The following is a 26,717-nucleotide window of genomic DNA, read 5'->3' on the forward strand; positions in this document are numbered from 1 at the left end:
TACTAACGCACTGTATAGACAACCGCGTAGCAGCCCGGGTCCCGGGCTTCCAGGCTGGCCGTCTTGCGGAAAGAATTCACGTAGCCGCGGCAGTCCGCCCAGGTCCGCGTAACTGGATCGTAGAAATAGACCCCCTTGGGCAGCCCTGTAACATTAGAGTTGTAGGCCAGGGTCACGCTGATCGTTCCGTTAAAGCCCATCAACGGGATAATCTTATGCCCATCGGCCAGTTCCAGGGATAAATCAAGACTGCCGACGACCCGCTCTCCCCAGGATAAGTTCAAGGCTGCCCGCTCCATTTCTCTGGGGTCGGCCTCCCTCAACCTGAGCCGCCCGTAGACCTTCTGTTCATCCTCCTCTGCCTCCCGCAGTTCGTGCCTGTAGAAGATATAGGGGCTGAAAGTCACTTCATACCTGGGAGTCCGGACGGCTATGTAACTTCTACTGCTGCGGACGACTTCCGCCGGCACGTTCACCTGCAACATTGTCGCCGAAGCGTACTTCTTCTCGTCAAGATCGATGACGTGGGTGTAATGGTGATCGTCATCAAGCACATCTGTGCCCACGGTGATGTTGAGAGTGTCGCCCCGAAACATAACCTGGTCGGCGTCCCGGCTAACCCGGGTTGGCCAGTCTACGCTGTTCGGGTCGTCCACGTAGATGGTCGCCTTGACGAACGAAGAGGCCCCGTATTTGTTCAAGGTACGCAGGCGGAAGTAATAATAGGTCTCCGCCTCTAAATCGGTCAGATAATAGTAGGTATTGGCCGTCGCGGTGATAAACTTATAATCTTCCTCGTCAGGGCTGCTGTCGTAGCTGTGCTGATGAAACCCGTACAGTTCATACTGATCAGCCCCGGGCACGGCCGCCCAGGTCAACTTAAGCCCGCGCTCATCCCGACTTAGCCGCACGTTGAATTCGGGGGTCGGCTCAGTGATGGTTACCTTGTAGGTAAAACCCTTGGCCAGGGTCGCTTCCCCGTAGTCAGGGTTGCGGACGACAATGTCGTAAACCCCGGCCGGCTGAGCGGGCGTCCTGACCACGATCGTCTGATAGTCCACAACCTCAAGACCGTCAGTTGCCGCCACCGTGCCGATGAAGACGCTGGCGCCGGTTCTAAAGTTGTCCCCTTTGATGGTGATCAGGTCTCCGCCCAGGGTGGACCCTTCATTAGGTTGCACGCTGGTGATCTTCGGATTAACACCGTGGGCCTTGTACTCCCAGCACTCGATCCAGGTAGCGCTGCCGCCGTCTTCCGGGTTGTAAACCGTAATGTCCAGCTTGCGGCCAACATCAGCCGGATTACCCGCCGGCGTCCGGATGATCAACTGGGTGCCGGTTTCGTTGCAGCTCACCAATTCCGCTCTGGTTACGCCGATGTATACCTCCACTTCAGAACGGAAGTTCTGTCCGGTGATGGTCACCAGAGTCCCCCCGTCGACAGTCCCCGCCCGGGGCTGGATATCGGTAATGACCGGGTAAACCACCGGGGAGACATACTCAATTTGCCCGACAAAAGCCGAGTTATCCGGGTTGGCCAGTTTTAGCTCTTTCCGGCCGGCCTCATTCACTGCAGTCGTAACCACCCGCATCATGGTGGGACTGATTACCTCCACCCGTTCCCGCGTTACCCCGCCGATGGTCACACTACCAGTCAACTCTGTCCCGTTGATCCAGACCCGGGTGGCGGGAATGGTGACGGTGTCGGTCACCCTGGTCCCGCGCATAAACCCACTCCCGATAATCGTGACCACCGTACCCCCGGCAATACTGACTTTGGGGGGAATAATACCGGTCACAGTAATTTTCGATTGAGTATAGGTGTAACCGGCCTTTTTGGTTACCGTGCCGGCGTCAGGATTGGTCACGGTGACGTCTTTTGGCCCGGCCGTCGTAGAGGGCGGGGTCAGGATCGTCAGGGTCTGGCCCTGAAGGGGATCGTCGACAAAGTTGAGCACGATGGCCGGCTGACCGCCGATAGTGACAGTCGGATTGAGCGTCCCCTGTTGGCGGAAGTCGCGGCCTTTGATCGTGACCGTTTCATATCCCGCCGCTGAACCCTGGGCGGGGCTGATGTCTGTGATTTCCGGGTTGCTGAGCGGTACCACATAGGTAAAGCCCTGGGTAACAACAGCGTTCGGGATGGTGTCACTCCCGCCGGTCGGGTTGACCACAGTCACATTCACCGGCCCGGCCGGCCCTGGCGGCGTCTTGGCACGGATCCGCATGATCCAGCGGCCATCAACGGGATCAGTCCCTAGGGACTCTAACTGCACGTCAGTAGCCCGGTTGGTGCCGAAATATACTTCGACACCCGCTTCGAAATCTTTCCCTTCGATCGTTACATCCGTCCCGCCTTTAACCGAGCCGATGGTAGGAGTCAGGCTGGTGATCGTCGGTAGCAGGCGCGGTACCTGGTAGTTGAATTTGACCGTCGCCACCGCCTCAGCGGTGTCGGGGTTTTTCACTTTCACTTCATACAGGCCCGGCACCCCGAGATCGGGCACCGTGACAATAATCTGGTTAAGGCTGACTACGTACAGGGGATCACCGGGGTCGTTGTTTACGGTCTGCACAACCGTATCGCCAAAGTAGACCGCACTCGAAGGCAATAACTGGCCGTCGACCAGTCCACCCTTGACAAAATCTGACCCCGTAATGATTATTTTAGTGCCCCGGGTGCCGTGGTTAGGGGTGATCCCGGTAATTTTCGGGTTAGTTTCAATACGGTGGTAACGGAAACCACCCTCCTTTGTGGCGGTACCCCCGGTGTCCAGATTAATCACCTGGACGGGTACCGGGCCAACCCGGCTCCCGGGTGGAGTTTTGCCCGTAATCGTGGCATTATTTTGCACGATGATCTCGGTGAGAGGCTCACCATCAATGGTTACCAGGATGTTCCGGGTAAAGTTGCCGCCCGTAATCGTCACCGACGTGCCGCCCTTGATGCTGCCTTCCGCCGGCGTAATGGTGCCAATCAGCGGTGGGTTAGCCGGCGGGTCCACAAACTCAAAGTCCATCCCGTCAGGGGATTGGGCCGTCCCGCCGTCGGCGTTGACCACCCTGATCTTAAACTTCCCCGCCGGGTAGCGTTCAGGCGGTGGTAGCGGCGGAATGCGTACTTTCACCCGGGTACCCAGTTGCCCGGCCTGTCCTGTAATATCTGCCCCGCTGCTCGAGACAATGTGAACACTATCAGCGAGAACATCGCCGATATAAACGGTTGTCCCCACCGCGCCGTCATCTGTCCCGGCCAGGAATTCTGCCCCGGTAATGGTGACATAAGTCCCGCCCTCGGTAGAACCTTTGGCTGGCCAGAAATTAGTGATGGTTGGGCTGCTGTGGTACTCATACCCCTGGACCAGGGTGACGCTACCCCCGTCAGGGTTGACGACGTGGACATCAACCTTGCCCCGCCGGGAGGTCCCCGGGGTAACCACCGTGATCTCTCCGACCAGCTTATTCCCGCGCTGGTCCGGTCCGAGCTTCAGGCCAGTAACAACCCCCCGGTTCTGGGGCTTAATGTCGCCAAAGTATACCGCCACGTTGGTGCGGAAATCCACCCCAATTATTTTCACCGTGGTCCCACCGACTGATGGTCCTCTGGCCGGCGTAATGCTGTCGATCTCAGGGGCGCTGGGGTAGGGGCTGTAAGCATATTTGGCCGGGGCAGTGGCCTGTTCTACTACATCCTGAATAACCTCACCGTTTTCTCTTTTAATGATCGTTCGCGTCGTAACGTTCACCGAATAGTTGGTCTTCGTTGGCGGATCAAGATTGACCCGCGGTGTTTCCGCCGCGATCAGTTGCTCCCCGTCGTCAGGCCCGGTAATGCTGGAGATCCAGGCGTCCTTGCCGCCGATGTCCAGCGTAATCTGGCGATACACCCAGACGGTAATATTCGGCGGGTTATCCTTGATATAAGGGTCAGGAATGGTAGCGCGTTCAATCGTTTGTACCATTTTGGTCGTGGTTTGCTCGCGGGTGGGATAGGTAATAGTCCGGTCTGCGGTCGAGCTGGGGGAGATCCACCACAGGAACTTTTTCCCGTGCAGATAGATGTTTTCCCCCCCGATATCATACCCCTCCCGGTTGCCGTCGGCGTCAACAAAATCTGTGATCACCAGGGTCTCGCTGGCCAGGAGGTAGTTAAACCCCACCGGGTCCTCCGTAATTACGCTTTCCGTGTTCGGGTCCCAAATCTGGACGGACACGGGGCCAACTTTACCCGGCGCCGCGGGTGGGGTGACCACCCGGAAGACGCTGGTGGTACCCGGGGGATCCGAAGGAGACGGGTCAACGATTGTCTTGCTGGTGGCTGGCCGGCCGTCAAATAAGACCTCCATACTGGCCTGAAATCCTTTACCGGCGATCCGGACGGTCGTCCCCCCGTTAACGGATCCTGCATTGGGAAAAATGCTCAAGATCTGGACATCACCATAGGCCGGTAAAACCTCCAGTTCATCAACCAGGGTGGCGCGCTGGCCCGTGCTGTCAATCACGACAACATCCTTGCTGGTACCCGGCACAAGGTTATCGGGAATGGTAAGACGGATCAAGTTGGGTGTAATTTCGGTTGGTGTGATCAACGTATTGTCGATCTTGACCACCGAGCCGCTGGTAAAGGCTTCGCCGGTTATATCGAGAATATTTCCTTGATGGACCTTAAATTTCGATAAGTTGTGGATAATCGGGGTAGGCCGGACGACCACATTGGCCATCGAGCCGGCTCCTCCGACCTGGTTCTTGACAATCACGGTGTACTGTTGCCCCTCATTGATGGCCGAAGGGTTTTTCACGATCACCGTGCGGTCAAGCCGCTCGCGAATCGGGGCGTCGTAGCCGCCGATGGTCACCTGGGTTATCTGGCGGCTGTCGCTGGCGTCAAGTCCGAAGTTATCGCCGATGATGATGGTCTGCTTTTCAAACTCGGTGCTGATAATGGTCCCGCTGGTATCCCGGATCAGTCTGGTCTGGGTATTCTGATTGACACTCACGATGTCCGGGTCATTGACATAATAGAAGCTCCGCAAAGGGCTGCACTTGCCATCAGCGTTTTTGACATAGATAAAGGCTTCCTGCTCCGGGTTAATCCCGACGTCATACGCCGGCATGTAGAACAGGATCTCCCGCGGTGTGACCACCACCCGCGGATCGCCTTCGGAAAAGCTTGAGACATGACCGTTGACAATTAAATAAACGGTAGAACCGCTGAAGTCCACTGTTCCTTGATTCAGAATGTGGACATAAAATTCCCCTTTTTCACTTCCCTTGCTCGGGGATAAAGCAATGTCCAAACCGTCCGCCGCCAGGGTCAAAAGCAAAGGCAGCGGAACGAGATTGAGCACAAACACCAAGAGGGCCAGAACCGCGATCGCTCGGCAATCAAAGATCCGCTTTTTCCCCACCCTGAATCCTCCTTATGTCAACCTGGCACACGCCAGCCCGCACATCACTGTTTATATATTATCGAAAAGAAAGCGGGACAACCTGATTGACAATAGTTGAAAAGACGGGAAAAAAAGGGCAAGATTTCTTTAATTTTCTTCAGTTTAAACCGCTGAGAAGGGTAAATTAAGAAGGCCGACTGCACGAGCCGGCCTTATTCTGCAGGGGCAGGGGCTATTGGTGCCGGCAATTCAAGTTTCGTTCCCGCCGGCGCAAACCGGAAACGCGGGCCAAAAATGCCGGCCAGTTGGGCCATCACCGGCAGGCCGGTACAGTGATTCACCGCGATAAATTGTAAATCAAGCTGTTTTAAATACTCCAGGGTGGCGTCTCGCTGGTGGTCCGAAACTGGTCCCAGATGAGTGCCGCCAACCAAACCGTAGACCCGCTCCACCCTGGTCACCTGGCGGGCGTGCTCGATAATATTGACCAGGCCGGCGTGGGCACAACCCAGAATGATCACCAGCCCTTCACTGGTCACGCCGAACAAACTCAGATCATCCAGAACCGGATCGGCCACCTTATTCCCCTCCACCACGCGATACAACCGGCTGTCTCCCGTCTCATAACTGGTCCGGCGCGGTATTTCGCCGCTCAACCAGAGACCAGGGGCAATTTCCACCGGTTCGCGGGAGAAAATAAATCTGGCCCCACTGCCGGTTAATTCCTCCTGACAAAATGGCACACCGATATACTGCTCCTGCGGTGAAGAGGTGTAATGCGGCGCGAAAAAATCGGGGTGGGCGTAAACCGGCAGCTGACCCCGGTGGCGCAAAAAGGCCCGCATCCCCCCGGTGTGGTCGTAATGCCCGTGGCTCATCACCAGGGCATGCACCGACTGCAGATCCACCCCCAGCCGGGCGGCGTTACCCAGTAAGTGCCCTTGTTCGCCGGTATCAAACAAAAATTTGTGGCCGGCCCAATCAACCAGCATGGCTAACCCCCATTCGCCAATCAGGCCCAGAGGTACCCCGACACTGTTTTCGACCAAAACGGTTACTTTTACATTTGCCTCTGACATAACGGAAAACTCTCCTTCGCTAGAATATTGCCCGAAAGGTCCGTCAATTTAATTAAATTATAACCTCATCTTCTTCATTTCCGAACAAAGCCAACTGCCGCTTTTTGACCAGTTCCTTCTCCAGGGGATCAATTTGATAAAAACCTTTCTCCACGACAGACTGAACATAGTCCTTCCCCAGAAACTGGCGCAACCGCAAACTGTAGACCACGGGGAAAAAGCTGAAAATGGCCTCTTCCGTCAGCGCAGTCAGGCAGATCATCTGGATGTTGTTATTGGCCGCAATCTGGAAAATCAGGTTGAGCACATGGGGCGAGGAAGCCGCTCCAAACGGGTTGTCGGCCACCAGCACCTTGGCCGGGTTACGCAGGCTGCTCAGTTTACTGCGGGTATAGCTCAGGATGGCCATGAACATGGCTGTGAAACCCGCGTACTTCTCGCCGCCCGACCATTTCTCCACGTTTTCCCAGTTGTCGTAGCGCGGGGAAACCGGGTGCTGGTCGGGTTTTAACACCTTGACCACACACTGGTTCAAGTTCGACAGCACATGCAACAGCTGACGCGAAGACAGCTGGTTCTGGATAAACCGTTCCAGCTTCTCCTGGGGCTCACCCACCATTTCCTTCAATTTCAGAATACACGCCTCGATGTGGCTGCTCATGTCCGCCAGGCTGGTCGCTGGATCCCAGTCCTTCAGTTTAACCAGGACCGCGTTAGTGGTCTGGCCGGCGTAGTCAACCTTGACATACCGGTCAATGGTCTTGATCTCGGCCGCGATCCTTTCTGCCTGTTGGACACACCGTTCGACCAGGAGCTGTTTGTCGCGGGCGCACTGCTGTAACTCGTACCGCACTTTTTGCTCGTATGTGTCCAGGAGGGTGAAACACTTCTGGAAGATAACCTCCATGGTGGTCACGTCGAACAATCGGTTTTCATCATTGATCAGGTGTACCAGGAACTTATCCAGGACACGATTATCCTGCTCCTGTAAGACCCGGGTATACTGACGGAAAGTCACCAGCACCTGTTCTCGCTGTTTCTGGAGGCTGCTCCGCCAGCCCTCAAGCTGGGCAATCAGCTCTACAGCCGTTTGTCTTAACCGCGGCTTGACAACTGACCATTCCTCGCCAGGCATCGGCTCGGCCGAACTCGGTGCCCCTAAACGGTGTGCGGCGTCCCCCAATTTTTCGAGGATTTTTTCGAGCTCAATTCTGGTCTCTTCCAACTGGCGCTGTAATAACTCATGTTCTCGGCTCTGCCGTTCTGTTTCGCTGATCGCCGCCTGGATTCGGGCAGCCGCAGCTGTCAGGTCGTCTTCCCAATCTTGCACCGGTAAACACCCGTGATTTTTTTGAATATCCGCGGCTTTATCCTCCGTTCGAGCCTCCAGCCTGGTAACAAACTTCCATTGCTCATCTGCTTCCTGGCGCCGCGCATCTACCTCCCTCTCAGCCTCCTCCAGTTCACCCTGCAAGCGTTCCAGCTCAAATACTGTCCAACGCCGCTCCGCCCCGCTGACTTCTTCCACGGTCAGCTTCAGCTCCCGCTCAATCTCACCGCATAGCTCCGCCATGCGCTCGCGATGACGTCGGATCTGCTCATCCAGAATAGATATATCAGAAGCCACCTGGCTGACATCCCTTTCCAGCCCTTGCAGGATCAGCGCAGCCTGCTCGTAGGGAACGTCAGGGAGAGGAACCGTCTCACGACCGGGTTCGGGAATACAGGCCAGGTTTTCCCTAATCTGGACCAATTCTGATTCGAGCCGGCCCAGCTCGCCCTCGGCCTGGCGCAGGCGCTGGGCCAGAAGGCTCAGCCGCTCTTCGAGCCGCTCCTGTTCCTCTTTGAGCGTAATTTCGCGTTTCTTCAGCTGTTTCAGTTCAGCTTCCAGCTGGTGCTGTTTGTCTCGCTCCACCTGCCACTTGAGCCAATCCTGCCGACTGGCCGCTGTCTGCCGGAGCTGTTCTTTGATCTTTTCGCCTTCATCCTCCAGTTGGGGCAGACGCTCACGCAGCCGGGTCAATTGCTTTTCCGTATCCTGATTCTTCCGTTGACTATCAGCAAGTCGCCCCTGCGTCGCAGCCATCCGTTCTTTCAGCGCCCTGACAAAATCGGCGCCATAACGTTGATAAAACCCGCTTAAGGCGTCACTGGTGCGTCGCAGGGCGTCCAGACTCAGGCGCAATCCCTGCAGGTTCTCATGTCGACGCCTGATTTGATCCTCCAGGACCGGCTGTTCCTCCGCCAGGAGGGATGGCATCAGCACATAACGATACCCCCGGTGCCACACCACGTAAGCGTGCTGACCCGGTAGCGGTACCAGGCCTTCATGGCTCTCCCCGCAGGGAGGCACCAATTCACCGCGGCGAACCACCAGGGGAACCAGACTGTTTAAGACCAGGTCAGCCCAGATGGTTTGCTGGCGCTGCAGGCGTTTGAAGTCAGACTCGGCCAGGACCAGGGCATAGGGCAGAAACGGGTTATGCCGCAAATAAGCCTCTTTTTGTTCGGGATCAAGATTTAACTCGGCTAACCACTGACTGCCCAGCCGGGTGCTGATATTGAGCTCCTGTAATTTCTGCTGCATCTCCAGCACTTCCTGGTTGGGGACGTAATAAGCATGATCCTTCAGCAGGCTGAGTCGTTCCTCCAATCGGGCCAGTTCAGCCGCCTGCCGGTTTTGCTGCTGTTGCAAACTCAAGCTGGCACTTAGCAGTTGGGCCTCCAGGCGGGGGCGTTCCGCAAAAGGATCCTGACAGTTGATGGAATGCCGCCAGAGCATCTCTTTCAACTGCTGCCAGTCTTCCTGGTACTGCTGCTCCTCCCGCTGGTCAGCGGCGAGCTGATTTTCCAGCCGGGTGATGGTCACCGCTAGTTCGCGCAGTTCCTGCTCGAGCACCACTTCCTCCTCCCGGCAACGCTGTTTTTCCCCTTCGACCTCCGCCAGTTGCCGACGTAAGTGTTCCCCGGCCTGCTCCAGCTCCGCGAGCGCGACCGCCGGGTCCTCCAACCAGGTCAGGTTCTGGTAAGTCTCCCACAATTCGCGCCACCGATTCTGGTACTGCTGGAGCCGGGTTTCCAGCGCCGCCCGCTGGCTAACCAGATTTTTCTCCGCCGTGCGCCAGGCCAAAAGCTGCTGTTTCAAAGCGGCCTCTTCCGCTTGTTCACTGACGATCCGGGTCTTGAGCTCATCGCGTTGCTTCTGCCAGGCCAGCTCGCGGTCCTGCAAACGTCGCCGCACCGTCGCGCGGTAGAGATCCAGCTCCGCCAGCTTTTCTTCCTGGCCCCGGCTGCGGAGCACTCGCTCCTGCTCCCAGCCCGCGATCTCAGCCGCCAGCCGCTGATAATCAAGAAACTTATTTTCTCCCCTGGCCCGCCGCAGCCGATAATCAGCCGCCTTTAACCGCTGCTTTGCTTCCTGGTACGCTGTTTGTCGACGCTCCAGGGCAAGGCGTTCCTGGTGCAGTTCCCGGACCATTCTGGTGTATTCCAGACTCTCCTGTTGAAAGGCCAGTTGCTTCAGGTGTTGCGCCAGTCGCACCAAAACATCGCCGGTTTCTTGCTGCCGATCGACGACCAGGGCAAGTTCTTCCTGGGCCCGGTCAATTAGCTGGCGCAAGCGTTGTTGACCGCCCCTCAATTGGTCAAACAGCTGACCGTAGCCCCGTACCTCCTTGAGGACCGCTTCCCCGCCAGTCCGCAATAACTGGAAACTGGCCAGATTCTTTTCCAGTTCCGGGATCCGCAACAAACTCTGGTAATACTCCCAGAAAGACCGGGCCAGTTCCTGGGCTTCCTGCTCGTTCTGGAAAACCACCTCCTCCACGGCGGGAATGATCAGGTTTTCCAGCAACTGTTTGGTAGTCGTCGCCCCGGTGAAAAACTCGGCCACTCCTCCTTCCCGGTTGTTGATGGTCTTGATGTTCTTCCACTCCTTGGCGAAGATATTGTACGTCTTTAAGTGTTCGAGGTAAGCGCTGCGCCGATCATCCTGATCAAAAACGGTGATGCTCGCTTCACGGGAACCGGTATTCTTCTTGAGCAGGCTCAACAACTCGGTATACCCCAGCGGAGCCCGCTCCTTGACCAGGGGCAGGTGCTTGATGTCGAATTCATTGGCCTGCTGGTAGTTGATGCAGTACAGAAAATAACGGAGCCGGCTGTCTTCATCCTGGCCGCGGGTAAAGCAAAACCCCGTGGTCAGGTAGTTGTCTTCTCTGGTATCGAGCCGCCACTCCACCGCAATGTGACCCGTGTACCGCCGGTGGGCGAGCAGTTCAACAATCCCCCGCTTGTTGAAGGGTTCATTGGGCAGGACGACCTGGAGCAATAACTGGACCAGCAGGGTTTTGCCCCCACCATTCGTCAAGTTAAAGAGGGTGTTTTTGCCATGTAGCCGGAACAATTCGTCGGTGTAGACCTTTTTTCCCCCGTCATATTCGATATTGACCAACCGCATCCGCCAGATCTGCGGCATTTATTTCACCCCCTTGCTCCCGCCGATCAAACCCAGCAGTTTCTCTTTCCGTCCCAGATCGGCATAGTATTTGCGCACCATTTGCTCGGTCTTATCCTGGAGATAAATTTCCCGTTCCCCCTGCACGACAACCAGTCCTTCCTCCTGCAGGAAGGCACAGACCCGCAAAATGAAGCTGATGCGGTTTTTCGTCGTGCGGCGCAGATATTTGATTTCCGTATCGTATTCCGGCATGTCCTGCCAGAGCTCGGCCGAAGTTAACAGATTGTACTCCACCTCGGCTTCGATTTGTTTGATGTTCTCCGTCTGACGCAGGTTGGCCAGCTTGCTGGTCACAAACTGCTCCAGGTCCTCCACCGTTACGTAATAGCGGGTCACTTCTTCCAGGCTGTCACTGCCGTAAAACATGGCCAGCAGACACATAATTACAAAATAAGCCAGATACAGTTCCTTGTTGTCATACAACTTCAACCGCTGCCGCAGTTGTTCATTCGTGTAGCCGAAAAACCGGTTGTCCGGGCCGGGCGACAGGTACAGCCGGTCCAGCGTTTCCAGAATCTGCACATCTGCCAGTGGTTCCAGCACTTCCGTCAACAGGGTCTGCACTTCCACATCGTTTTTATAGGCCTGAACCAATTCGAGTTCGTCATCGGCATTGAGCTGGCCACGTCTAACCAGTTCCAAAAAGATCTTTATGGCCGTGCTGACTTTTTCCGCGCGATAAAATTCTCCCATGCTCGATCACGTCCTTCCCCGCACCTGGTAATAGTAATTGGAAACCACGCTGCCGTTGGCCAGCGTCAGTTCTTCCTGCCCCACCCGAATTTCCAGGGCGCCCAGCCCCTGCAGGTCAGGATAACGCTCCACGACCTGTAGCAGCAAATACGGTAAATTGCCTGATTCAGCATCGATCAACCGTTCTTGCAACCCCGGGTCGATGGTCAGGGTCAGCTCCCCCAGTTGATGTACCTGGACCAGGAAGATGTAAAACTCTACCTCGGAGACAAGCTGGGCGTAATCCGCCGGTGGCAGTCGGTCCAGAATATCGCGCAGGGAATACTCACGGCTGGTCAGCGCAGGTAGCAGGATCAGCTCCAGATATTTGCGGTAACGATCATCCCGCTGCCGTTTGATGGCCACTTCCCGTTCCGCCAGCCGCTGCAGGTAAACCTCATCCGGACCGAGCAAGGCATCCGGCTCTGGCGTTTCTTCCCTGGCCACTTGCTGAACATCAAAGATTCGCATGATGTTAAAAAAACGGTTTTGATTGGGTTTGAACAGGGGTTGGACCAGCTGCCGCAGGACCTCCAGATCAGCGTTGTGTTCGATGACCCGATCCACAAACTCCTGTTCAAAATTGAGCCGGGTACGAAAGGTGTTGGCCAGACTGTCCAGCATCGCCTCTTCAAGCAGGGCTGCCGTCGCCAGCTTGTGGGTGAAGAGCCGATTGTGGGCATTGATGACCCGGTCCAATCCCCGCGAGACCGCCATCAACTGATCGAGGCTCTGTTTTTCACGTTCGGATAACTCGCGGTAGAGGTATGATTCCTGGGTCTGACGCAGCAGTTCCTTTAACGAAGTAAACACCTCTTTTTCTCGCTGCAGCTGGTCGTAAATCTGTTCCATGAGCCCGACATAGGCCTGGATAGAGAATTCGGAAACATTGCGCAGGACCCGCCGCTTCATTTGCTCCAGTTTTGTGTGGATTTCGCTGACCTGGACGTACAGGTCATCTACCGTGCGCAAAGCCTCCTGAAAAACTCCCTTTTCGATCTGCTGGCGCAGGTAGAGCTGGGAGATGGTAATCCGCAGTTCCTTGTAGATCTCCCGGGTCTTAAACAGCAAATCCAATCCCTCACTGGTCAGCCGAAAGCTCATCTGGCCGTGGATTTCGTAAGCGGCTGTCTCAATGAGGGCAAACTTGTAGGCGGTATCCTGGCCGCGCTCTAAATCCCGGAAGGCAAAGCTGAAGGGCCAGCCACCATTCCGCAGGACGTCCAGAAAATAGTAAGCCATCTCCAGCCCTTCACTCTCGCTCAAGCGCCGCTGATAATTGGCTTCGATCACCTGCCGGAGGAACTGGCCAATGCGCTGGTGGTCGCAGGCTTCTTTTCCGGTCAGCATGTTTTCCAGGATAAACAGGAGAACGGCAAAGCCCAGGGCTACACAATCGTATTCACTGTACTTGCGGCTGTTTTGCAGGGCAAAAAGCGGCTGGAAAATCGCGATGTTTTTCATCCGCTCGCCAAACCCGAACAAAACCTCGTCCATCTACCTCACCTCCTCAAGCTCCTCAAGAAAGAAAGGAAAGGGTAGGCCTTCCTGCGGTAGATAACGTCCCTCAGTCAAAAGCTCAGAGATTTTGCCCGCGGTCGGGGCATCAAAGACTTGGAGAAACCGGTCCAGATAGTCTGGCCGCAAGCGCTGCTGCTTTTCCCGGCGCCGCGGTGCCCGGTGGCCGTGCAGTTCGAGCAGCCGCCGGTACAGGTATCCACAGGGCTGCACCAGCCAGTCCGGGTAACGAGCGGTCAGGGAACCGAAAATATCGATCCCCTCCGGGTCCAGATCGCCGAAATAGTAGACCCGACTCCGCTCCACCAAAAGGCCCGGTACCTCGGTGATAAAGGCAAAACTGCTGACAATCTTCCGTCCCTCGCCGTAGATCAAGAAGTTAAATCTCGTCCCGTCGATCCGCCGCCGGCCGGTGGCAAAACACTTCTTTATGGTGAAAAAGGTGTCCTTATTCTCCACCACCAGGATCTGACCGGCCGCTTCTCCCGGCTGACGGTAATCAACATAGAAAAACGGTTCATAGGTTTGGTAACACCCCAGGTCGGCATACGTTAAGCCCACCTGCTGGAGAAAAGCCCGCCCCGCACTGGAGGCCAGGAACTTTTCGTCGGCAAAGATCTGAAAAGACCGCTCGTTGACCGCGTACGGGGTCGACAGGGTTTTACTTAATTTTCGATCCTTGAAGAATTTATCCAGGGCCAGCAGATAATCCCGGTCCCGGTCGTACTGCGCCGGGCTAACCAGGTACCGGTCCACTTTGATCCGCGGATGGAGCGACAGCAGTTGTTGCTGTCCTGACTCGTCCAGCCGGACCCGCTGTTTGCGGTAACGGTTAAAAAGCGGCGGGGTCCGTCCGTTCGACCCCGACGACCGCACGGGGCTGAGCCGCTTTTCCCGGCACAGTTCTTCAATCACGCTGGCAAAAGCGACATATCCACCCCGGGCAATAAACTCCGCGCCCAGGCGGCGCTGGACCGCTGTTTCCAACCAGCTGATTTGCATGGTCTGTGTCGGATATTCCCGGATGGCTTGTTCAATCGTCTGGCGCATGAATACTTCGCCCCATCTTAGAAAATTGGCTACTATGGTTTTCTCTGTATTATTGACAAGTCCTGCCGAAGCTCAACCCCATCAGTCATTCTTTTCCCAGAAATATTTAACACTTCGTCGTTTTTCAACGAAAAGGTCCCTTGATATGACACGTAAAGAAGACCTGGACCTGGGCACCGGGGGAAATATTGGCTGGAAAAGAGATGAACTGCATGAAAGATGAACCGCGTCAGTTTGTCGATACCAATGTTTTAGTTTACGCCCACGATGCCTCGGCCGGGTTCAAACACCAAGTCGCGCAGCAATTAGTTGCTTCCCTGTGGGAAAGCCGGAGCGGCTGCCTCAGTCTGCAAGTCTTGCAGGAATTTTACGTCACAGTGACGCAGAAGGTTAACAAACCGCTCCCCGCGGAACTGGCTACCCGCATCATTTCGGATCTTGGCCACTGGACTGTTCATTTGCCAACAGTTGACGATGTCATCACCGCCATTGCCATCCAGCAGCGATATAAGCTGTCTTTTTGGGACGCGATGATCATTGGCAGTGCCTATGCCCTTCATTGCGAAGTACTCTGGACAGAAGACCTGAAGGACGGTCAAAGCTATGAAGGGGTTAAAGTTGTTTCCCCTTTCACAACTTAACCCCTCCCACTTTTATTTACTAATTACTTATCCGCCTATTTTTACTTATCCGCTCTATTTACTTATCCGTTCTGCTAATCCTTCTGGATTTTCGCCCAGGAATCCCGCAAGGGGACAATCCGATTAAATACCAGCTTTTCCTCGGTTGAGTCGGGATCAACGCAGAAGTAGCCCTGGCGCAAGAACTGGTAGCGGCTGCCGGGCGCAGCGCCGGCCAAACTCGGTTCAACCAGACAATCGGTGAGCGTCACTAACGAGTGGGGATTTATTTTAGCTTTGAAATCAGCGCCGTCCTGGTCGTCATCCGGGTTTTCCACCAGGAAGAGATGGTCATATAACCGGACTTCGGCTCTTATGGCATGGGCCGCGGAAACCCAGTGGAGCGTTCCTTTGACCTTCCGCCCGCTGGCTGCTCCACCGCTGCGGGTTTCCGGGTCATAGGTACAGCGGAGTTCAATTATTTCCCCGGTGCGCTCATCTTTAACCACCTGCTCGCACTTGATGATGTAGGCGTGTTTCAAGCGCACTTCCTGGCCGGGAGCCAGGCGGAAGAATTTTTTCGGCGGGTTCTCCATAAAATCATCCTTTTCGATATAAAGAACGCGGGAAAACGGTACTTTCCGCGACCCCATACTCGGATTCTCCGGATTATTCTCAGCCTCTAACTCTTCCACCAGGTCTGCCGGGTAGTTTTCGATCACCACCCGCAAGGGTCGCAACACCGCCATCACCCGGGCGGCGCGCCGGTTCAAATCCTCCCGGATACAGTGTTCCAGCAGCGCGATATCCACCACGCTGTTGCTCTTCGCCACGCCGATGCGCTCACAAAAGTCGCGGATTGCCTCCGGGGTGTAGCCCCGCCGCCGTAGACCCGAGATCGTCGGCATCCGCGGATCGTCCCAACCAGAGACATACCCCTGTTCCACCAGTTCCCGGAGCTTGCGCTTGCTCATCACGGTGTAGGTGAGATTAAGCCGGGCAAATTCAATTTGCCGGGGGCGGCTACCTGTATCGACGTTTTCAATCACCCAGTCGTACAACGAGCGGTGGTCTTCAAATTCCAGCGTACAAATGGAATGGGTGATTCCCTCAATAGCATCCGAGAGGGGATGGGCATAGTCGTACATCGGGTAAATGCACCATTTGTCACCGGTTCGGTGATGCGTGGCCCGCATAATCCGGTAGAGGACCGGGTCGCGCAGGTTTAAGTTCGGCGAAGCCATATCAATTTTGGCCCGGAGGACGCGGGAACCGTCCGGGAATTCGCCGGCGCGCATCCGCGCGAATAAATCCAGGTTCTCCTCGACCGACCGGTTGCGGTACGGGCTCTCCTTTCCCGGCTCTGTCAAAGTGCCGCGGTATTCCCTGATTTCCTGCGGACTCAGATCGCAGACATAGGCCTTGCCCGCTTTGATCAGCTGAACGGCGTATTCGTACAACTGCTCAAAATAGTCGGAAGCATAGTACAGCCGGTCCTCCCAGTCGAAACCAAGCCAGCGCACGTCTTCTTTAATCGATTCGACAAATTCTACATCTTCTTTGCTGGGATTGGTGTCGTCGAAGCGTAAATTACACAGGCCACCAAATTCAGCCGCAGTCCCAAAATTTAGACAGATGGATTTGGCATGGCCAATGTGCAGATAGCCATTGGGTTCTGGAGGAAAACGGGTGTGCACTTTTTTATACTTGTTGTTTTGCAAGTCTTCGATGATCAGGTATTCGATAAAGTTGGACGGCCTCACGTGTAATTTGTTGACATTGTTTTGTTCAATGTTTGGTGTTTCCATATGTTTACTTCCTCCTTAAACAGTTTGCTGCCTTATTTTCGCCCAACGTAACCGATTAATACCATTATATCTTCTCGATTATACCATGTCCGTACAATACAATTGGTTCATTTTCCATATATTAACCAAAAATCCTGCCTGTATGCCGGATAATTCTCTCTTCACTTGCGATCAGGGTCTCCTGAAATAAATTATACAATAGTGTACTATAATAATTTAGGGGGCAAAATACTATACAAAAGCGGAAATTCCGAATCAGCATTTTATTTTTAATAAACGTAAATGAATAATTGTAATGAGTAAAACAAACGGAGGGCTTTCTTTTGGAACGATTACGAGAAAAATTACAGCAGATCAATGGCAAAGGATATAAGGCTTATAAAGATATTCAGGGCACATATACTGGGAAGGGGTTCCGCCTACACATTGATCACGTGCAGAAAGACCGTCCACCGCAATCAAGTCGTATTTTACAGCTATTTTACAGCGAATTCCCGTAAATTACAACAAAATCACCGGGCTTTCAACCCGGCTGCCCATTCATCTCTCTATTCAATGCGCCACGAATTTTAAGGCTATTTATGATACGGTTCAGCGTATCAACCATTACCTCAAATGCAATTTTGAGTATACACTGTCGATTTAATCATACCTCACCTGTAAGAATTTCATAAGGTTCTTTTTCTAGAAGTCCGTAGTTGCACAATATCTGTGCCACTTCCTTGCCGAACTGTGCCAAATCCTGCCCGCTAAAATTAAACTAACAGCAGTTGGGAAATTTTCGTTTAGATTGACTGAATATATGAGCTTTGTTATAATTAAGTCAAGGAAAGGTATAATTAAATTTATTTAAACTGCATATAATGTTAACAAAGTAGAGTCGCTAATGGCTTCCTTGGCGCCAGAGTCGGGGTAGAAGCTGATGTTATGACAGCAAAGCCATTAGGACTATCTACTTTTTTATTTTGTTTATTTTTTGAAATCGTATGGTACTTTTACTTCTGCAAATAAAGAAAATTGCTTTAATTTACTAAAATTATCCATGTCCTCATTGCTCAAGCTCCTCCGCATACATCCAATACAAACATCAGCAGCTTGAAGCTCCTTTACTTCGTTGGATTTTCCAGGCACAATTATCTTGATGTTAGGAAAACGGGTTTGAAGATGCTGCCTCAGTTCTCTTTCAAAATCTGCTCCACCAAATTCATCATATATAATATCATAAACTAAACCGATCCCATCCTGGCTGGCAGCAAAAGGTTCCAACACCTCAATAACTTTTTCAAGACAAGCAATATATACTTCTTCTTTTCGATTCTGGTTAAAATATTCGCCGCATTGTTTACGATAATAAACACATATAGCCCTCAAGTAATCCCTTATCTTCAATTCTGCACCTTTTGAATTTTTCTTTGGTGTTTCATAAACAATATTCTTTATGAAATTTGCTTTAATTTCTTCATAGCTTGAGTGGAGCACATAGTCTTTTAACTCATTCAGTAGCATAGATTTCTGTTTTTCAGACAAACCTTTTTTGTTTCTGATATACCTTCTGGTCTCGTATATTCCATCCAACAGCTTGTTTCTATCAAAAGTTGCGATCCCGCCAACAACAAATATGCTTTCATCCTCACTCTCATCTACAAAAATATAAATCATCCATAATTTCTCCCTTGAAATTAGGTAAAATCATTAATATCTCTTGTGAAGCTATTTTTTGCTCTTATCTATAATGCCAATTAATACAACATAATTCGCTATACTCCGTTTTTTACCTCTTATCTTTGCACTTAAAGTTATACATATTCTCATTTCATGACAAATAAAAAAATGCCATATCATTGGCATTTGATTTCAAGGTAAGCGTCAAACTGTACCCACCTGGTCTTATGCTTAGGCTTGAGCGATAATCCTCCTTGAGAACATGATGTAAAAAGATTGAGATAGGAGGATTTTCTTTATGACCAAAGCCGAACAGCAAAAAGAATGGGAGACTCGGATTGCCGAATATCGAGCCAGCGGACAGAGTGCTAAAGAATGGTGTGCAGCCCATAATGTAACACCCCGACAGTTATGGTACTGGCTCCGAAAGTTTAAAAGGAGGAAAAAGAAAAACTTTCTGCCCAGATTGAAAGTATTAGGAACAATACTTTAAACGCCGAGAAAATCGCCAATATGCTGCAAAATTTTGATGCTGTATTTGACAGTGCTCCTTTTGAAAAGCAAAAGGAATTACTGCACACCCTGATCAAAGAAATCCGCATAAAGAAAAGCGACAACATAGACGAAAGGCTTGCCGAAGAAATTATCCTGCATTTCTCAGAACTGGATCTTATGCAGTTTGGCAAAGATACAGATGAACAAAAAGCGTTTGAGGTTAACGGTGATACGGCTCCCCCCTGATTATCTTAAACGCACGATAAATCTGTTCTATCAAGATCAGCCGCATCAACTGGTGGGGAAAAGTCATCGTAGAAAAAGACAGGAGAAAATGGCCTCTGGCCAGGACCCGCGGGGATAAGCCCAGGCTCCCGCCGATGATAAAGGTGATTTCACCGTGGCCACGCTGCTCCAGGTCACGGAGCAGATGGGCGAACTGCTCGGACGTACAGGCCCGTCCGGCAATGGCCAGGGGGATAACCAGGCTGTCGGGTTTAATCTGCTTTAGAATCCGTTCCGCCTCCTTTTCGCGGACCTGGTCTTCCTGCGCGGGTGACACCCGGTCAGGGATTTTTTCATCGGGGACCTCGATGATTTCCACCCGGGCATAAGGGGTCAGCCGTTTCAGGTACTCAGCCATCCCATCATGCAGGTATTTTTCTTTCAGTTTACCCACCGCGATAATCTGCACGCGCATGGCCAACACTTCTCCTCAGCTTGATCTACCTTTAGTATAGTGGAATTTTGGCAAAAGTTAAGCCAGGACGCCATTTAAATCCTGGCTAAAACCTGGCTCAATGACCATCCGGTGTATTACCTGGCCTCCGTCAGTTCAGCCAGTTTGACCTTAAAAACCAGCTGCTTGTCGGTCGTCTTCTTATCTGTTTTGATCCGCCGATCAACTTTGACCTGAACCTCATCGCCAATGCCATAGTCCAGCAAGGCATCCTGCAGGTCACTGGCCGTCTTCACCACTCGATCGTTAATGGCAATAATCACATCATCGTTGAGCAGGCCAGCTTTCTGAGCGGGCCCACCCGGTACAACTCTCACCAGCACACCGTAGTCAACCGACAAATCGTAATAATCCGCCACCTCCGGGGTGATCTCCCCCTGCATAATAACTCCCAGGCCCGGTCGAATTACTTTCCCATACTGAATCAGGTCGTTAATTATTTTTTTGACCTGATTGCTCGGGATCGCGAAGCCCATACCCTCAAAACCCGGCAGAGTCACCTTAATGGTATTGATTCCGATTACTTCTCCGCGGGCATTAACCAAAGCTCCGCCACTGTTGCCAGGGTTAATCGCGGCATCGGTTTGAATCAGACGAAAAGCGTAGCCTTCATCGGTGGTCAGGGGACGGTTCAGCCCGCTGATTACCCCGGCCGTGACGGAACGGGCAAATTTCATCCCCATGGGATTACCAATGGCCACCGCTAATTCGCCTACATTAACCTGGTCGGAATCGCCGAACGTTGCCCCAGTCAGGTTGTCGGCTTTTATGCGCAGCACGGCCAGATCGGTTCGGGGATCCCGCCCAACCAGATCCCCACTGATCTGCCGCCCGTCAGCTAAAGTAACAATAAAGTGCGAGGCGCCTTCAACCACGTGGTTGTTGGTCACGATGTAACCCGCACTCGGGTCAAAGATTACTCCCGAGCCGGTCCGCTCATTACCCTGACCGGCGAAGAAACCAAAGACCCTCGCCTGACTGGAAATCCCCACCACCGCAGGACTAACATTTTTGGCGATATCAACGACCGGATCCGCACCTTGAACAGCTGTGGGGGAGACGGGCGGGGCTAGATTGGGCGAGGGAATAATCCCACCGACCGTGCGCCAGAAGAGTCCGGCGACCAGCAAACCACCCAGAACGGCACTCAGGACCCCGACCGCCAGGTATGACCACCATCTGTTTCTGGCGGGACCGTTTTCATCACGTAAAATTGTCATTGATCAAAACTCCTCCCTATCTAATCCGGTTGTACAAGGACCAAATTCCTGTTTTCGGCCCAGGATGCCTTGCTCCTAATAGTGTTTCCACTTTCAACCGGCTAAATGTACAGGGAGGAAATGAAAAAAGACCCTTTATTCTTCTACGTCCCGCATCAATGCCCCCAATTGGGAGAACTTTTCCACCACGTTTTCGTAGCCCCGGGAGATATGCTGTGCCTGCGTCACAATAGTTTCGCCTTCCGCCACCAGGCCGGCGATCAGGAGAGCCGCACCGGCTCGCAAATCCGTAGCTTTGACACAGGTACCGTACAAATTCGGCACCCCTTCCACCACCGCCGTGTGGCCTTCCACTTTAATTCTGGCTCCCATTCGCTTCAGTTCGTCAGCAACCTGGAGGCGGTTCTCAAAAACGTTCTCCACGATTACACTGGTTCCGTTGGCCCGACACAGCAGGGCCATCATCTGGGACTGCATATCTGTTGGGAAACCCGGATACGGCAGGGTCTTCACGTCAACGGCAGATATTTCTTCAGGTCCAATTACTTCTACGCTTTCATCCTTTTCAATCACGGTGGTGCCGGTCTCGCGCAGCTTGGCGATAATGGGGTGAAGGTGGGTAGGAATGACGTTCTCCAGACAAACCTGTCCACCGGTCGCCGCAGCCGCTACCATGAAGGTACCCGCCTCAATCCGGTCCGGGATGACCGCATAACGCACACCACGCAGTTCACTAACCCCTTCAATCTTGATTATATCAGTTCCTGCTCCGCGAATTTTGGCCCCCATCGCGTTTAAGAAATTGGCCAGGTCAACCACTTCCGGCTCCTTGGCCACGTTTTCCACGGTGGTCGTCCCCGGCACAACACTAGCAGCCATCATAATGTTTTCTGTCGCGCCAACGCTGGGGAAGTCCAAATAGATCTTATTTCCCTGCAATGTTCCCGCTCTGGCCTTAATAAACCCGTGCTCAAGCGCTACATCTACCCCGAGCCGCTGCAGCCCTTTTATGTGTAAATCCATCGGTCGCGAGCCAATGTTGCAACCACCGGGGAGGCTGATCTCGGCGATTCCTCGTCGCCCAACCAGCGATCCCAGCAACAGGTTTGAAGCTCGCAACTTTTTGGCCTGGTCATAAGGAGTAATAAACATAACATTATCGGGGACCCGAATCGCCACGGTTCCCGGTTCTAACCAGACCGTCTCCGCTCCTAGTGAAGTCAGGATATTTAATAATGTTTCCACGTCCTGAATCCGCGGAATGTTTTCCAGAATCGTTTCCCCTTTAGCCAGAACACTGGCCGCGATGATCGCCAGGGCAGCGTTCTTCGCCCCACTAATTCTGACTTTCCCGACTAATTTCTGGCCACCCCTGACCACGATTTTATCCACTCGAGGTTTCCTCCTTCAGGCCTTGCCCAGGCTTTTCATCAGCCATAATACGACATAATTTATATTCTAGGACGGGGTGAATATTCCTGCCGCAAAACCAGCAAAATCCTGCTTTTCGCCTTGGGAATTACTGGCTAGCACGTTAAAGCGTGTTGTTTCTAGACAGCACGCTGTATATTTGTCTCTCAATCATTTTCCGGGCTGGTGTTCAATCTGAGTACGAACATCATGGGCCGGGACCGTATCTGTTCTGGATAAGGCAAGTTCAACCGCATTGGTGATCGTGACCTCGTCTTCCCCACCACCGGCCGCCAACTGGCTAAAAACCGCTTTGACTCCTGGCACCTGCTCGCTTTGTTGGATGGCCAGCGCTTCCTCTGCCGCTGATTCCACATGACCATATAAGTAAACTACTCCGTCCTCAACCCTGACCTCAATCTCATGTAAATTGAGGGCTACTGCTTCCAGACGTTCCTGAACCGCTTGCTGCAGGTCCCGATCGCTCCCGGGATTATCCCAACTGACGGTCAGACTGTTATCGACTGCAGTTACGCCGGCCACCTGTTTAACAACTTCCTCCACCTTCCTTTTCTCCGCCAGAACATCAACCACCCCCGACAGTCTAACCAATCCCCCTTGCACGTCGACATGGATGCCCTCGCCACTGTGCTGCAAACTATTTATAATGGCTCTTTCAACTGCTGCCTTCAGTTTCCGTTCCTGGTCGTGCATAGTTTTCTAAACCCCCTTGCCGTTGCGTGTATCCTTTAATCAGGCTTTTCGTATATTTTGCCCAAGCCGCATGATTTTACCCAAAAAACAACCTGGTGAGCTTACCAGGTTATAGATTTAATTTAAGTTGTGTTTTAACCAAACGCGAAACTGGCTTTCAAAACCGGTCAAGTTACAGCCCAATACTTGCTTCATCACTGTATTTATGCTTCGACCCTGGCCAAGCTGGTCCAAAATTACCATCAGCTTGTCTTTTCCATAGGTACTGACGATAAAGTCAACTGCGGCCAGCGATTCCCAATAGGCCAGGGTCTGGTCAGGCATGACATCAAACGTACGGTCCAATTGGTTTAACGTATAGAGCTGACTCGGGTCGAGCTGTGATGGCGGGTCGAAAGCAAAACCCGTTAGTTGGCGCTCCTCGTACTGGGCAATCCCCTCGGTGAGCCAGCGGGGATAATTGCCTTTGGTAATATAATCAACTACTAGATGTGTGTACTCGTGGGCCATGGGTCCAATCTGCTGAAAAACACGCTTCATCTGGTCTGGTTCACTTTCCCCAAGCCAGGAGTTAGGCGACAGCAAACGGATTGTCCCCATCCAGTATACACCCATCGCGCGCTGGTCGGCTTTGCAGCCGAAACTTTTCCCCAGGGCCACCATATTCGGGTAAACGATAATTGGAATCTTACCTGGCGGGTGAAAACTCAGCCTTTCATTTATCGGTTGATAGATTTGCTCAGCCGTTTCCAGGACAAGGGGAATCACGTTCGCATCCTGAAACTGATATTTTACTTGAAAGTGCTCACTCTCAGCCAGCTGGTAATCCTGGGTCTGTAAATTTAAACTAGTTTTCACGTACTCGCGAAAGACCGTGTAGAAGGCCTGTCGGGCCAAACCCGGATAACGCCAGAACACGGTCCCGAGGACCAAAAAACACGCCAGCCCCAGATTGAACAACAATCTGGCTTTGCCCACCACCCTTTGGGCATTCACCTCTATAACCCCCTCCCCCGTTGGGATCGCTCCCTTCAGGCTCCTCCTTGTCCACATTATACTATATCAGCCTGATCGCGGGGTCTGGGAATTACAGGAAACCAATTCTCTTGGGGTCCGCGACTATTTCATTGGTGTCGTAAAGTTTCTAGACAAATTACTGACTTCTTCCCCTTATGGTTGCAGAAGGAACAGATTAAATCCCCAAACTGGCCAGATACCTTTCTGCCGATACCGCCGCTAGAGCCCCGTCCCCTACCGCGGTCGACACCTGACGGAGAATTTTGTTCCTGACATCACCAGCCGCAAATAGTCCAGGCACGTTGGTTTCTAAATTTTGGTTCGTAATAACGTAACCTTCTGGGGTTAGGGTAACGATATCCTTTAAAAAATCGCTGTTAGGATCGACCCCAATAAAAACAAACACCCCATCGGTCACAAAATCTTCTTTTTGGTTTGTCTTGACATGGCGGAGAACAACCTTCTCCACCTTATCTCCACCTTTAATCTCTTCCACCACGGTATCCCAACGGATATCAATTTTCGGGTTGTTGAAGACCCGCTCCTGAATAATCCTGGCCGCCCGGAATTGGTCACGTCGGTGTACCAGCGTTACCCGATTGGCATACTTGGTTAAAAAGAGCCCTTCTTCTAACGCCGCATCACCACCACCCACCACAACAACGTTCCGGCTTTTAAAGAAAGCGCCGTCACAGGTAGCACAGTAGGAAACACCGCGACCCCAAAACTCTAGCTCCCCCCGTACGCCTAGCGGCCTCGGCTTAGCTCCGCTGGCAATAATAATCGTTCGGGCCTGGAAGACTCCGCCGACCGTTTTCACTTTTTTAGGCTCGCCGATTTCCAGACCAATAACTTCGTCAATCTTTAACTCCATCCCAAAACGCATAGCCTGCTCTTGAAAGTTCATCATTAACTCGGGTCCGGCAATTCCCTGTGGGAAGCCCGGGTAGTTTTCAATAAGATCGGTAGTGCTGGCCTGGCCACCTGGCAATCCGCGCTCAAAAAGAAGTGTTTTCAGCTTGGCCCGTGCGGTGTAGAGTCCAGCCGTTAGCCCGGCTGGACCACCGCCAATGATAATCACATCATATATTTCCATATTTCGCACCCTTCCTAAAATCTTATTTCGTATATTTTACTTGGTATATTTTCCCCGGCTGGTTCACGATACATGCCGGGTACAAGAAAATCGACTTCATTGACTGTATACCTAGACGAAGAAAAAGCCACCAGACTGAATGGTGGCTAAATTTCGCGATCGCTTCTACCCCAGCTACCGCAGGTAGTTCATCGGATTTCGCGGAACCCCATAGGTTCGAACCTCAAAATGTAAGTGGGAACCGGTGCTGCGGCCGGTACTGCCAACCTTGGCGATAATCTGTCCCCGGGAAACCTCATCACCTTCTCTGACCAGGATCGCCGAACAGTGGGCGTAACGTGTCGTCAGACCGTTACCGTGACTGATTTCCACCATTCGCCCGTACCCACCATCCCAGCCAGCAAACGTGACTTTGCCGCCTTCAGCAGCTAAAATAGGATCGCCGGTCGAACCATCTATATCGATAGCGGGGTGGAATTCACGCCCCCGGAAGCCATACCGAGATGTAATGTTTCCCCGCAGAGGCCAGCCAAGTTTACCGCCTCCGTCTTCACCCCGGGAGGCCACCATTATTTTACTGCCCCGCACAACCACTTTATCAACCGGTTCTTTGATTATCGTCTCCTCGATAATCTTACGTTCAACCGTCTGGCCATTTCGCTTGACCAGTTCGTAGGTAACCTCTTTACTCCCTTCCGTCCCCGCTTGTTTAACAGTCTCGGTGCCTCGCCATTGATTGGGGTCCCGTTCAACCTTTACCTGATAGGGGATCACTTCTGTCCCCTGGCCGCGCACACTGGTAACCACCGTGAGTAGCGGTTGGACTTTCACCACGCTTATTTCCTGATCAATATTCAGTTTCTCCGTCAAATTCGGATTAGCGTCGAGGAGATCTTTTATCAGTAGACCGTGTGCTCGGGCGATCGACCAGAGCGAGTCACCCGCTTTTACTTTGTATTTGACTGTCTGGTCCGCTCCGTTGATCAAAAGATCCACGGCCTGCTCCGGACTGAGAATGTCGTTAACGGCTAAAGTCTCTTCTTTAAACTCCACCTTATCTTCGATGGTAACGGCCAGGAGCTGTTCCTGTCCTTCTATTTGGCTGGCGTAATACTCTTTGACCCGGTTTAAAACCTGTTCCCCAACTGTTGGATTAGCTACCGCCAGACGTTTTTCTCCATTGATCAACACTACCGCCCCGGTAGTAACCAGCCGCAGTTGCTTCTCCAGAAGCTTTTCGAGTTCTCCTTTAGACAAAAGCTCCTTGCGTTGTCCATAAGTCCGCGTGTATGTAATCTGGTCAGCGATCTGTACTACTTGTCCACCCAGCGCCGTACTCTTTTTGTTTTTCAACTCTTCAATGGCTTGTTTGGCTATTGACTCGCTACTGACCAATCCCACCTCGTTACCATTAACCATTACCGCCAGGGCGCTTTTGGTAGTGTGGTAATATATACCAACAGAAACCACAATCATGACCAGCATTACCACAATGATTAATTGTCGGGGATATCTATCGCGCACCTTGTTTAGTTGGCGCTTGGTTTTGCGAAACCAGGGTTTAACCACCTCATTGTTAAATTTAATCTGAGCAGCAATAAAGTTCTCTTTAAGTTCCTTCATAACTTCAATCCTTTCGGACTAAAAG

Annotated in this window: 18 protein-coding genes and 1 pseudogene; 4 read left to right on the forward strand and 15 right to left on the reverse strand. The window is 52.6% G+C overall.

Annotation, left to right across the window (positions count from 1 at the left end; all coding sequences use genetic code 11):
- Positions 1 to 2: 2 nt before the first annotated feature.
- From HPY81_04580 to HPY81_04605, 6 genes are all read right to left on the reverse strand, one after another.
- Positions 3 to 5,408, reverse strand: coding sequence for a hypothetical protein (locus tag HPY81_04580; protein ID NPV26737.1), 5,406 nt, complete (start codon positions 5,406 to 5,408; stop codon positions 3 to 5).
- A gap of 194 nt (positions 5,409 to 5,602) precedes the next feature.
- Entirely contained in the window at positions 5,603 to 6,469 is an 867-nt protein-coding gene (locus HPY81_04585) for an MBL fold metallo-hydrolase (protein NPV26738.1), read from the reverse strand.
- 52 nt (positions 6,470 to 6,521) lie between these two features.
- Positions 6,522 to 10,946 (reverse strand): hypothetical protein, encoded by a 4,425-nt coding sequence (locus HPY81_04590; protein NPV26739.1) that lies wholly within the window; start codon positions 10,944 to 10,946, stop codon positions 6,522 to 6,524.
- Positions 10,947 to 11,681 (reverse strand): hypothetical protein, encoded by a 735-nt coding sequence (locus HPY81_04595; GenBank protein NPV26740.1) that lies wholly within the window; start codon positions 11,679 to 11,681, stop codon positions 10,947 to 10,949. It abuts the gene before it with no gap.
- Between the two features lie 6 nt (positions 11,682 to 11,687).
- Entirely contained in the window at positions 11,688 to 13,217 is a 1,530-nt protein-coding gene (locus HPY81_04600; protein NPV26741.1) for a hypothetical protein, read from the reverse strand.
- Positions 13,218 to 14,288 (reverse strand): hypothetical protein, encoded by a 1,071-nt coding sequence (locus HPY81_04605; protein NPV26742.1) that lies wholly within the window; start codon positions 14,286 to 14,288, stop codon positions 13,218 to 13,220. It lies immediately after the preceding gene.
- Positions 14,289 to 14,491: 203 nt separating this feature from the next.
- Between HPY81_04605 and HPY81_04610 the strand changes: the two genes are divergently transcribed.
- On the forward strand, positions 14,492 to 14,929 hold the full coding sequence (locus HPY81_04610; GenBank protein ID NPV26743.1) for a PIN domain-containing protein: 438 nt from the start codon (positions 14,492 to 14,494) through the stop codon (positions 14,927 to 14,929).
- A 74-nt stretch (positions 14,930 to 15,003) separates the two neighbouring features.
- Here the strand turns inward: HPY81_04610 and HPY81_04615 are convergent, their stop codons facing one another.
- Positions 15,004 to 16,716, reverse strand: coding sequence for a glutamine--tRNA ligase/YqeY domain fusion protein (locus HPY81_04615; protein ID NPV26744.1), 1,713 nt, complete (start codon positions 16,714 to 16,716; stop codon positions 15,004 to 15,006).
- 323 nt (positions 16,717 to 17,039) lie between these two features.
- Between HPY81_04615 and HPY81_04620 the strand changes: the two genes are divergently transcribed.
- Positions 17,040 to 17,216 (forward strand): hypothetical protein, encoded by a 177-nt coding sequence (locus tag HPY81_04620; GenBank protein NPV26745.1) that lies wholly within the window; start codon positions 17,040 to 17,042, stop codon positions 17,214 to 17,216.
- Between the two features lie 469 nt (positions 17,217 to 17,685).
- Here HPY81_04620 and HPY81_04625 read toward each other — a convergent pair whose 3' ends face one another.
- Positions 17,686 to 18,375 carry a DUF3800 domain-containing protein gene (locus HPY81_04625; GenBank protein NPV26746.1) on the reverse strand — a complete coding sequence of 230 codons (690 nt, stop codon included), beginning with the start codon at positions 18,373 to 18,375 and terminating at the stop codon, positions 17,686 to 17,688.
- A 301-nt stretch (positions 18,376 to 18,676) separates the two neighbouring features.
- Here HPY81_04625 and HPY81_04630 point away from each other — a divergent pair.
- Together HPY81_04630 and HPY81_04635 are read left to right on the forward strand one after the other, a co-directional pair.
- Positions 18,677 to 18,820 (forward strand): annotated as a pseudogene (locus HPY81_04630) (helix-turn-helix domain-containing protein).
- Between the two features lie 71 nt (positions 18,821 to 18,891).
- Positions 18,892 to 19,119 carry a hypothetical protein gene (locus HPY81_04635; GenBank protein ID NPV26747.1) on the forward strand — a complete coding sequence of 76 codons (228 nt, stop codon included), beginning with the start codon at positions 18,892 to 18,894 and terminating at the stop codon, positions 19,117 to 19,119.
- Here HPY81_04635 and rlmH read toward each other — a convergent pair.
- The 7 genes from rlmH to HPY81_04670 form a co-directional block, all read right to left on the reverse strand.
- Positions 19,094 to 19,573, reverse strand: coding sequence for a 23S rRNA (pseudouridine(1915)-N(3))-methyltransferase RlmH (rlmH, locus tag HPY81_04640; GenBank protein ID NPV26748.1), 480 nt, complete (start codon positions 19,571 to 19,573; stop codon positions 19,094 to 19,096). The two genes, HPY81_04635 and rlmH, sit on opposite strands and share 26 nt — an antisense overlap.
- 116 nt (positions 19,574 to 19,689) lie before the next feature.
- Positions 19,690 to 20,832, reverse strand: a complete 1,143-nt coding sequence (locus HPY81_04645; GenBank protein ID NPV26749.1) for a PDZ domain-containing protein — start codon at positions 20,830 to 20,832, stop codon at positions 19,690 to 19,692.
- Positions 20,833 to 20,967: 135 nt separating this feature from the next.
- Entirely contained in the window at positions 20,968 to 22,224 is a 1,257-nt protein-coding gene (gene murA / locus HPY81_04650) for a UDP-N-acetylglucosamine 1-carboxyvinyltransferase (protein ID NPV26750.1), read from the reverse strand.
- A gap of 189 nt (positions 22,225 to 22,413) precedes the next feature.
- Entirely contained in the window at positions 22,414 to 22,956 is a 543-nt protein-coding gene (locus HPY81_04655; GenBank protein NPV26751.1) for a BON domain-containing protein, read from the reverse strand.
- A gap of 117 nt (positions 22,957 to 23,073) precedes the next feature.
- Entirely contained in the window at positions 23,074 to 23,952 is an 879-nt protein-coding gene (locus tag HPY81_04660; protein ID NPV26752.1) for a hypothetical protein, read from the reverse strand.
- A gap of 196 nt (positions 23,953 to 24,148) precedes the next feature.
- The gene (gene trxB / locus HPY81_04665; protein NPV26753.1) at positions 24,149 to 25,069 is read right to left on the reverse strand and encodes a thioredoxin-disulfide reductase; all 921 of its coding nucleotides are present in this window, start codon (positions 25,067 to 25,069) and stop codon (positions 24,149 to 24,151) included.
- A gap of 174 nt (positions 25,070 to 25,243) precedes the next feature.
- Positions 25,244 to 26,692: a peptidoglycan DD-metalloendopeptidase family protein gene (locus tag HPY81_04670; GenBank protein ID NPV26754.1), complete on the reverse strand. Its 1,449-nt coding sequence runs from the start codon at positions 26,690 to 26,692 to the stop codon at positions 25,244 to 25,246.
- Positions 26,693 to 26,717: the final 25 nt, after the last annotated feature.

It is taken from the genome of Bacillota bacterium, from assembly GCA_013178045.1.
Classification (GTDB): Bacteria; Bacillota; Ch66; order Ch66; family Ch66; genus Ch66.

Bases quoted from the DNA above. Each gene is read 5' to 3' on its own strand.
- HPY81_04585 (NPV26738.1), bottom strand. From the start codon at position 6,469: ATGTCAGAGGCAAATGTAAAAGTAACCGTTTTGGTCGAAAACAGTGTC.
- HPY81_04590 (NPV26739.1), bottom strand. From the start codon at position 10,946: ATGCCGCAGATCTGGCGGATGCGGTTGGTCAATATCGAATATGACGGG.
- HPY81_04595 (NPV26740.1), bottom strand. From the start codon at position 11,681: ATGGGAGAATTTTATCGCGCGGAAAAAGTCAGCACGGCCATAAAGATC.
- HPY81_04600 (NPV26741.1), bottom strand. From the start codon at position 13,217: ATGGACGAGGTTTTGTTCGGGTTTGGCGAGCGGATGAAAAACATCGCG.
- HPY81_04605 (NPV26742.1), bottom strand. From the start codon at position 14,288: ATGCGCCAGACGATTGAACAAGCCATCCGGGAATATCCGACACAGACC.
- HPY81_04610 (NPV26743.1), top strand. From the start codon at position 14,492: ATGAACTGCATGAAAGATGAACCGCGTCAGTTTGTCGATACCAATGTT.
- HPY81_04615 (NPV26744.1), bottom strand. From the start codon at position 16,716: ATGGAAACACCAAACATTGAACAAAACAATGTCAACAAATTACACGTG.
- HPY81_04625 (NPV26746.1), bottom strand. From the start codon at position 18,375: ATGATTTATATTTTTGTAGATGAGAGTGAGGATGAAAGCATATTTGTT.
- HPY81_04635 (NPV26747.1), top strand. From the start codon at position 18,892: ATGCTGCAAAATTTTGATGCTGTATTTGACAGTGCTCCTTTTGAAAAG.
- rlmH (NPV26748.1), bottom strand. From the start codon at position 19,573: ATGCGCGTGCAGATTATCGCGGTGGGTAAACTGAAAGAAAAATACCTG.
- HPY81_04645 (NPV26749.1), bottom strand. From the start codon at position 20,832: ATGACAATTTTACGTGATGAAAACGGTCCCGCCAGAAACAGATGGTGG.
- HPY81_04655 (NPV26751.1), bottom strand. From the start codon at position 22,956: ATGCACGACCAGGAACGGAAACTGAAGGCAGCAGTTGAAAGAGCCATT.
- trxB (NPV26753.1), bottom strand. From the start codon at position 25,069: ATGGAAATATATGATGTGATTATCATTGGCGGTGGTCCAGCCGGGCTA.
- HPY81_04670 (NPV26754.1), bottom strand. From the start codon at position 26,692: ATGAAGGAACTTAAAGAGAACTTTATTGCTGCTCAGATTAAATTTAAC.